Here is a 6,758-nt window from a genome sequence, read left to right as displayed (position 1 = left end):
GCCCACCGCACTGACCTGGACCGACGGCGCACTCACCCCCGCCGCATGGCAACACGCCGTCGCCACCGCCGTCGAACGCATCCGCGGCGGCGCCCTCGGCAAGGTCGTCCTGGCCCGCGACATCAACGCCCGCGCCGCCGAGCCCATCGACGCCCGGATCCTGCTGCGGCGCCTCGCCGACCGCTTCCCCGGCTGCTACACCTTCTCCTGCGCCGGACTGGTCGGCGCCACACCCGAACTGCTCATCCGCAGAACCGGCGGCGACATCGACTCCCTCGTCCTGGCCGGCACCACCGCACGCGGCACCGACGCCCGCGACGACGCCGACCGCGCCGCACACCTGTTCACCTCCGCCAAAGACCGCGAAGAACACCGCTACGCCGCCGAGATGGTCCGCGACGCCCTCGCGCCGCTGTGCACCGAACTCCACGTCCCCGACGAACCGGAACTGCTCACCCTGCCCAACCTGACCCACCTGGCCTCACCGATCCGCGGGCGGCTCACCGGCGACCGCTCCGTCCTGGACGTCCTGGAGGCACTGCACCCCACCCCCGCCGTCTGCGGGACACCCACACCGATCGCACTCGACCTGATCCGCGAACTCGAAGGCATGGACCGCGGCCGCTACGCCGGACCCGTCGGCTGGGTCGACGCCCGCGGCGACGGCGAATGGGGCATCGCGCTGCGCTGCGCCCAGATCGACGGAACCCGCGCCCGGCTGTTCGCCGGATGCGGCATCGTCGCCGACTCCGTCCCGGCGGCGGAACTGGCCGAAGCGCAGACCAAGCTCGGCGCCATGCGCTACGCCCTGCGCGGCTGACCCCACACGGATCCCCCGCGCGGCTGACCCCCCACACGCGGCGGCCGCGCCGAAACCGACGGCGCCCCCCGGCCTCAGCGAACGGCGGTGGGCTGGCAGCCCGGGCACCAGAACAGGTTGCGCGCCGCCACCTCCACCGTCCGCACCTGCGTCCCGCACACCAGGCACCCCTGCCCCGCACGACGGTAGACGTACACCTCACCACCATGATCGTCCACACGCGGCGGACGCCCCATCGCCTCCGGCGTGTGCTCGGGACGGACGGTGTCGATCCGGCCCGTCCGCACCCCCTCGGCCATCAGCAGCCGCAGATCGTCCCAGACCGCCGCCCACTGCGCCCGCGCCAGGCACCGCCCCGGCAACCGAGGATCGATCCCCTGCCGGTACAGCACCTCGGCACGGTAGATGTTCCCCGGACCGGCGACCACCGACTGATCCATCAGCAGCACCGCCACCGACGTCCGCGTCCGGCTGATCCGGCGCCACGCCCGATCCGGATCGGCGTCCGCACGCAGCGGATCAGGACCCAGACGATCATGAAGCGCCTTCGCCTCACCCGGCCCCAGAAGCTCACACGCGTTGGGACCCCGCAGATCAGCATGCCCCGCCTCACCCGTCAGGCGAAGCCGGACCGCCCCCACCGGCGCCGGCGCGGGCACCGGCCCGAACCTGCACGTCCCATAGATCCCCAGATGGACGTGCAACACCTGGTCATCGTCGAACCGCAGCAGCAGATGTTTGCCGTGCGCGTCCGCCGCCGCCATCACGCGGCCATCAAGCCGCCCGGCCCCCTCGGCGAAACGCCCCTGCGGACTGGCCGCCGCGACGACACGGCCGCCGAACACCCGCTGATGCTCGGCGGCCAGACGGTGAATCGTGTGTCCCTCAGGCATGACCCGGCAAGCATAGGCCGCTCACACCCGCGTCGGCTCCCCCGCGTCGTGCATGTGCCCCAGCACCTGACGGTAGGACTCCACCACCCCGGTCTCGGTATACGCCAGCCCGACCTCCGCGCAGTAGTCACGCACGATCGGCTGCGCACGACGCAGATTGCAACGCGGAATGCTCGGGAACAGGTGGTGCTCGATCTGGTAGTTCAGCCCGCCCATCATCCAATCCGTCACGACACCGCCGCGCACGTTACGGGAGGTCAGCACCTGACGGCGCAGATGACCCCACCGCTCACCGGGCTCCGGCATCGCCATCCCCTTGTGATTGGGCGCGAACACACTGCCCAGATGCACCCCGAACAGCGCGTGCTGCAACGCGATCAGCGCGACCGCCTTACCGGGCGACAGCAACGTGAACACCAGACCCAGATACGCGACCAGGTGCAGAGCGAGCAGACCACCCTCGACGAGCTGGTCACGCCGGGACCGCCCGCGCAGGAACAGCGCACTGCCGACCTTCAGGTTGAGCCCCTCGAAGGTGAGCAGCGGAAAGAACAGCAGCGCCTGGTAACGCGTCACCCACCGCAACAGCCCCCGCTTGCGGCCCGCCTGCTCACGCGTCCAGGACAAGACGCCCTCGCCCACATCCGGGTCCTTGCCGACGTGGTTGGGATTGGCGTGATGCCGGTTGTGCTTGTCGCTCCACCACCCGTGCCCCATGCCCAGCACCAGGTTGCCCAGCAGCAACCCCAGCAACCGGTTCGCGCGCGCGGACCCCGCGATCTGGCGGTGCCCCGCGTCATGCCCCAGGAAACCGGTACGGGCCGACAGCACCGCAAGGGGAATCCCGAGCAGCACCACCCACCAGGAGCCGCCCGCCCAGGCGACCGCCCCCCAGACCGCGGCCGTCGCGGCCAGGTTCAGCCCGATGGCCCGCACGTAGTAGCCGGTGCGCCGCTCCAGCAGCCCGCTGGCGCGCACCTTGCGCGCCAACGGGGTGAAGTCGCTACCGGCCGCCGCCGACCGGGCATCCGGCGCAGGCGGGGCGGGAGGGGCGTGGAGGGTCGCGGGCATGAAGGCTCCATTTCATGTGAGGCGCCTGGGAGGGACGACGCGAGGTGCGACGCATCGGGGGACGCCTTCGACGCTATGCAGCCCGTGACCGATCGGTAACCACGCTGTGGAGCCATCCCCGATCTGGCTCGCAGGTCCCGGTCCCGTCCCGGCCAACTCGCCCCTGGGACCGATCCCCCGGGCACCACCGGTGTGCACACGCCCCGTCCGCACCACCCGTGCCAGGGCCCGGCCCTCTTTTCTCACAGACGCTAACTAGTCCCCAGTCCAAACCCGCAGGCCACCCCGCCCCGGACCAACCACTCCTGACTGGCACCGGACCCCTGGGACAAAGAAGGACCATGACCGCCATATAGGGTCATAACCCATGAGCGTACGCACCCGGTGGATCGACCTGAACGGCGCCGCCAACGCCCGCGACCTCGGCGGGCTCCCCACCACCGACGGCCGCGCGACACGGCGAGGACGAGTGCTGCGCTCCGACAACCTCCAGGGCCTGACCGTCGCCGACGTCCGCCTCCTCCTCGACGACTACGAACTCAAGAACATCATCGACCTGCGCAGCGACGCCGAAGTACGCCTCGAAGGACCCGGCCCGCTGGCCCGCGTGTCCTCGGTCACCATCCACCAGCTGTCGCTGTTCCCCGAAGGCGGCCGCCACACCGACGTCGCCGCCGACACCCCCGCCACCGTCGACACCGGCCGCGCCCTGCCCTGGCACAACCGCGCCGCCGACGAACCGGCACTCGAACACACCCTCGCCCTCTACCTCCGCTACCTCGCCGACCGGGCCGACTCGATCGTCGCCGCACTGCGGGTCATGACCCGCACCGACGGCTCGTCCCTGGTGCACTGCGCCGCCGGCAAGGACCGCACCGGCGTGGTCTGCGCCCTCGCCCTGGAGGCCGCCGGAGTCACCCGCGAGGCGACCATCGCCGACTACGCCCAGAGCGGCGACCGCCTGGAACAGATCCTGCGGCGGCTGCGCGCCAGCGACACCTACGCCACCGACCTGGACTCACGGCCGGCCGACGCGCACCTGCCGCTCGCGACCACGATGGAGAAGTTCCTGGCCCGGCTGGACGAGGAGCACGGCGGAGCGCTGGGCTGGCTGGCCGGCAACGGCTGGACCGACGAGGACACCACCGTCCTGCGCGACCGCCTCGTCGGCTAGGGACACCGCTAGGGACACCGGCGGGTGTACCCGCCCCCTCCCCGGGTAGCGCCGAGATCATCGAAACGATCCCGGAGGTCAGACCGATGAAACTGCGCTCACCCGACCGCACCGCCCTGCGCGGCCTCGCCGCCGCCACCCGCAAGCCCAGCGACATGCGCCGCTCCCTCGGCGTCGAGACCGCCACCCGCCGCTGGCTCATCGGCGGCGTCCTGCCCCTGTGGCTCGGCGCCGGCCTCGCCGACTGGTACCGCCACAAGCAGACCCACATCGAGACCACCGCCGGCCCCCGCGAGTCCATGATCCACGCGCTGATGATGACCGAGGCCGGCGTCCCCGTCGCCCTCGGCCTGTTCTGCGAGGTCAACGCCGGCGTCCTCGCCACCTGCGCCGGCGCCCTCGGCGTCCACAGCGCCACCGCCTACTGGGACGTCAGCTACGCCGAGCAGCGCCGCCGCGTCACTCCCGTCGAGCAGCACATCCACAGCCTCCTGGAGGTCGTCCCGCTGATGGCCACCGGCTTCCTCGCCACGCTCTACTGGGACCAGGCGCGCACCCTGGTCGGAGGCGACGGCAAGCCCGACTTCCGCGTCCGCCTCAAGCGGCGCGACCCGCTGTCCGGCAAGACCCGCCTGGCGCTGCTCGGCGCGATGGGCCTGTTCGGAGCCCTCCCCTACGCCGAGGAGATGATCCGCTGCCTGCGCGCCCGGCCCACCCTCAAAGCCCAGCCACCCGCCGACGTCCCGCCCACACCCACGCTCGCCATCCCCGCGGACCCCGTGACCACCCGCACCGGAGCCTGACCTGTGGGGGCTAGGTTTTAGGGTTTAGAAATGAAGGATGGATTGATCCAGCCCACCACCTTTACATCGTAAGTTTAAATTTGGACGAGCGGGCGAACGGGACGGCTCGTCGGGGCGCGGACGGTCAGCCGGCCATCAGGGCGCGGACGGCGGCGTGGGCGGCCTTGCGCATCTCGGCGTGCAGCACCGCGTTCGCGTCGCGGTCCGTGCGGGCCTCCACGATGCGCAGCCCCTCCCCCGCGATCACCTTCGGCAGGTCCGCCGCCGCCTCCAGCCGCCGGTACGCGACGCCGTGCGCGGCCGCGACCGACTCCAGGTCGACCTGGTGCGGGGTGCCGAAGACCCGCTCGAACGGGGCCCGCAGCGCCGCCTGCGGCAGCAGCGAGAAGATCCCGCCGCCCTGGTTGTTGACCACGATGATCGCCAGATCCGGCCGGCGGTCGTGCGGGCCGAGGATCAGGCCGTTCTGGTCGTGCAGGAACGCCAGGTCGCCCAGCAGCGCGTACGAGCGGCCGCTGTGCGCCAGCGCCGCGCCGATCGCCGAGGACACCAGCCCGTCGATCCCGCTCGCGCCCCGGTTCGCCATCACCCGGATGCCGCGGCGGGGCCGCATCACCTGGTCCAGGTCGCGGATCGGCATGCTCGCCGCCGTGAACAGCAGCGACCCGCCCGGCAGCGCCGACACCAGGTCGCGCGCCAGCCGCGGCTCGCTCACCTCCGGGACCGCGTCCAGCACCTGGTCCACCGCCGCGGCGGCCGCCAGGTCGGCCGCGCGCCACGACTTCAGCCACGCGTCGTCGCCCGACACCACCGGGATCTCGACCTCCGGCGCCACCTGCGTCGCTGACCGCACCGGGTCGGGCCAGTGCGCCAGGTCAGGCGCCAGCACGATGTGCTCCTCGGCGCGCCGCAGCAGCGACAGCAGCGGACGCGACAGCCCCGGTTTGCCCAGCGTCACCACCACCTCGGGACGGTGCCGCTCCACGAACTCCGGCACCCCCAGCAGGAAGTGGTGCGACGACAGCGCGTGATCGCCGTAGCGGGCGTTGCCGTTGGGCTCGGCCAGCACGGGCCAGCCCGCCATCGACGCCGCCGCCACGTACCGCTTGACGTTGGCCGCGCCGTCCCCCACCACCAGCACGCCCCGCCGCGTCGGCGGGACGTGCAGCACCGACCCCGGCGTCGCCGCCCGCACCTTCGTCCACGCGCCGGTCGCGTCGCCGTCCAGCGGCTCGCACCACGACTCGTCGCCGTCGGGGATCAGCGGCTCCCGGAACGCGGCGTTCAGGTGCACCGGGCCCGGGACGGGCGCCTGCGCCAGCCCCCACGCGCGGCTCACCAGCGACCGCCAGTACGCCACCATGCCCGGACGGTTCTCCGGCACGCCGACCTCGGTGCTCCACCGCGCCGCCGTCCCGTACAGCTTCACCTGGTCGATCGTCTGGTTCGCGCCGGTGTCGCGCAGCTCCGGCGGACGGTCCGCGGTGATCACGATCAGCGGGACGCCCGACTCGTGCGCCTCGATCACCGCCGGATGGAAGTTGGCCGCCGCGGTGCCCGAGGTGCACACCAGCGCGACCGGGCGCCCCGACCGCTTCGCCAACCCAAGGCCCAGGAACGACCCCGACCGCTCGTCGATCCGCACATGCAACCGGACCCGCCCGGTCTCCTCGGCGGCGTACAGCGCCAGCGCCAGCGGCGCCGAACGCGACCCCGGCGCCAGCACCGCGTCGGTCATCCCGCAGCGCAGCAGCTCGTCCACCAGCACGGTCGCCAGCGCGGTCGCCGGGTTCAACGCCCCACCCCGATCACCGGCTCGCCGCCCAGCTCCGCCTGCGCGGCGAGCGCCCGGCGCCGCCAGCCCGCGACGTCGGCGCCCTCGTGGCGGCGCAGCGCCTCCTCGTCCGGGACGGGCCGGCGCACCGCGATCTCGCCGCCGACCGGACGCAGCGGATCGTGCACCACGTCGCCCTCCAGCAGCGACAGCGTCGCCAGCC

The 6,758-nt window shown here is 72.7% G+C and carries 6 protein-coding genes and 1 pseudogene; 3 read left to right on the top strand and 4 right to left on the bottom strand.

Annotated elements, in window-relative coordinates; translation table 11 throughout:
* Positions 1–820, top strand: an 820-nt coding sequence (locus E1298_RS42280; RefSeq protein WP_131903014.1) for an isochorismate synthase, incomplete at its 5' end; no start/stop codon positions are given.
* Between the two features lie 74 nt (positions 821–894).
* Here the strand turns inward: E1298_RS42280 and E1298_RS42275 are convergent.
* Both E1298_RS42275 and E1298_RS42270 read right to left on the bottom strand, forming a co-directional pair.
* Positions 895–1,713 carry an Fpg/Nei family DNA glycosylase gene (locus tag E1298_RS42275; RefSeq protein ID WP_131903013.1) on the bottom strand — a complete coding sequence of 273 codons (819 nt, stop codon included), beginning with the start codon at positions 1,711–1,713 and terminating at the stop codon, positions 895–897.
* Between the two features lie 21 nt (positions 1,714–1,734).
* On the bottom strand, positions 1,735–2,784 hold the full coding sequence (locus tag E1298_RS42270) for a fatty acid desaturase family protein (RefSeq protein ID WP_131903012.1): 1,050 nt from the start codon (positions 2,782–2,784) through the stop codon (positions 1,735–1,737).
* 367 nt (positions 2,785–3,151) lie between these two features.
* Between E1298_RS42270 and E1298_RS42265 the strand changes: the two genes are divergently transcribed.
* Both E1298_RS42265 and E1298_RS42260 read left to right on the top strand, forming a co-directional pair.
* The gene (locus E1298_RS42265) at positions 3,152–3,958 is read left to right on the top strand and encodes a tyrosine-protein phosphatase (RefSeq protein WP_131903011.1); all 807 of its coding nucleotides are present in this window, start codon (positions 3,152–3,154) and stop codon (positions 3,956–3,958) included.
* Between the two features lie 86 nt (positions 3,959–4,044).
* Complete coding sequence (locus E1298_RS42260) at positions 4,045–4,761, top strand: diguanylate cyclase (RefSeq protein ID WP_207945170.1); 717 nt, start codon at positions 4,045–4,047, stop codon at positions 4,759–4,761.
* 124 nt (positions 4,762–4,885) lie between these two features.
* On the opposite strand, the gene menD is transcribed toward E1298_RS42260, so the two are convergent.
* Complete coding sequence (gene menD, locus E1298_RS42255; protein WP_131903010.1) at positions 4,886–6,556, bottom strand: 2-succinyl-5-enolpyruvyl-6-hydroxy-3-cyclohexene-1-carboxylic-acid synthase; 1,671 nt, start codon at positions 6,554–6,556, stop codon at positions 4,886–4,888.
* Positions 6,553–6,758, bottom strand: a pseudogene (locus tag E1298_RS48900) (o-succinylbenzoate synthase); the annotation flags it as partial. The pseudogene E1298_RS48900 and the gene menD, both read right to left, overlap by 4 nt.

The sequence above is a fragment of the Actinomadura rubrisoli genome, from assembly GCF_004349215.1.
GTDB lineage: Bacteria > Actinomycetota > Actinomycetes > Streptosporangiales > Streptosporangiaceae > Spirillospora > Spirillospora rubrisoli.
Note: the sequence above shows the minus strand (reverse complement) of the source record. Positions and strands in the feature narration are given on the sequence as shown.

What these genes read in the sequence shown, in the direction of transcription:
- E1298_RS42275 (WP_131903013.1), bottom strand. Translation starts at nt 1,713, where the DNA reads ATGCCTGAGGGACACACGATTCACCGTCTGGCCGCCGAGCATCAGCGG.
- E1298_RS42270 (WP_131903012.1), bottom strand. Translation starts at nt 2,784, where the DNA reads ATGCCCGCGACCCTCCACGCCCCTCCCGCCCCGCCTGCGCCGGATGCC.
- E1298_RS42265 (WP_131903011.1), top strand. Translation starts at nt 3,152, where the DNA reads ATGAGCGTACGCACCCGGTGGATCGACCTGAACGGCGCCGCCAACGCC.
- E1298_RS42260 (WP_207945170.1), top strand. Translation starts at nt 4,045, where the DNA reads ATGAAACTGCGCTCACCCGACCGCACCGCCCTGCGCGGCCTCGCCGCC.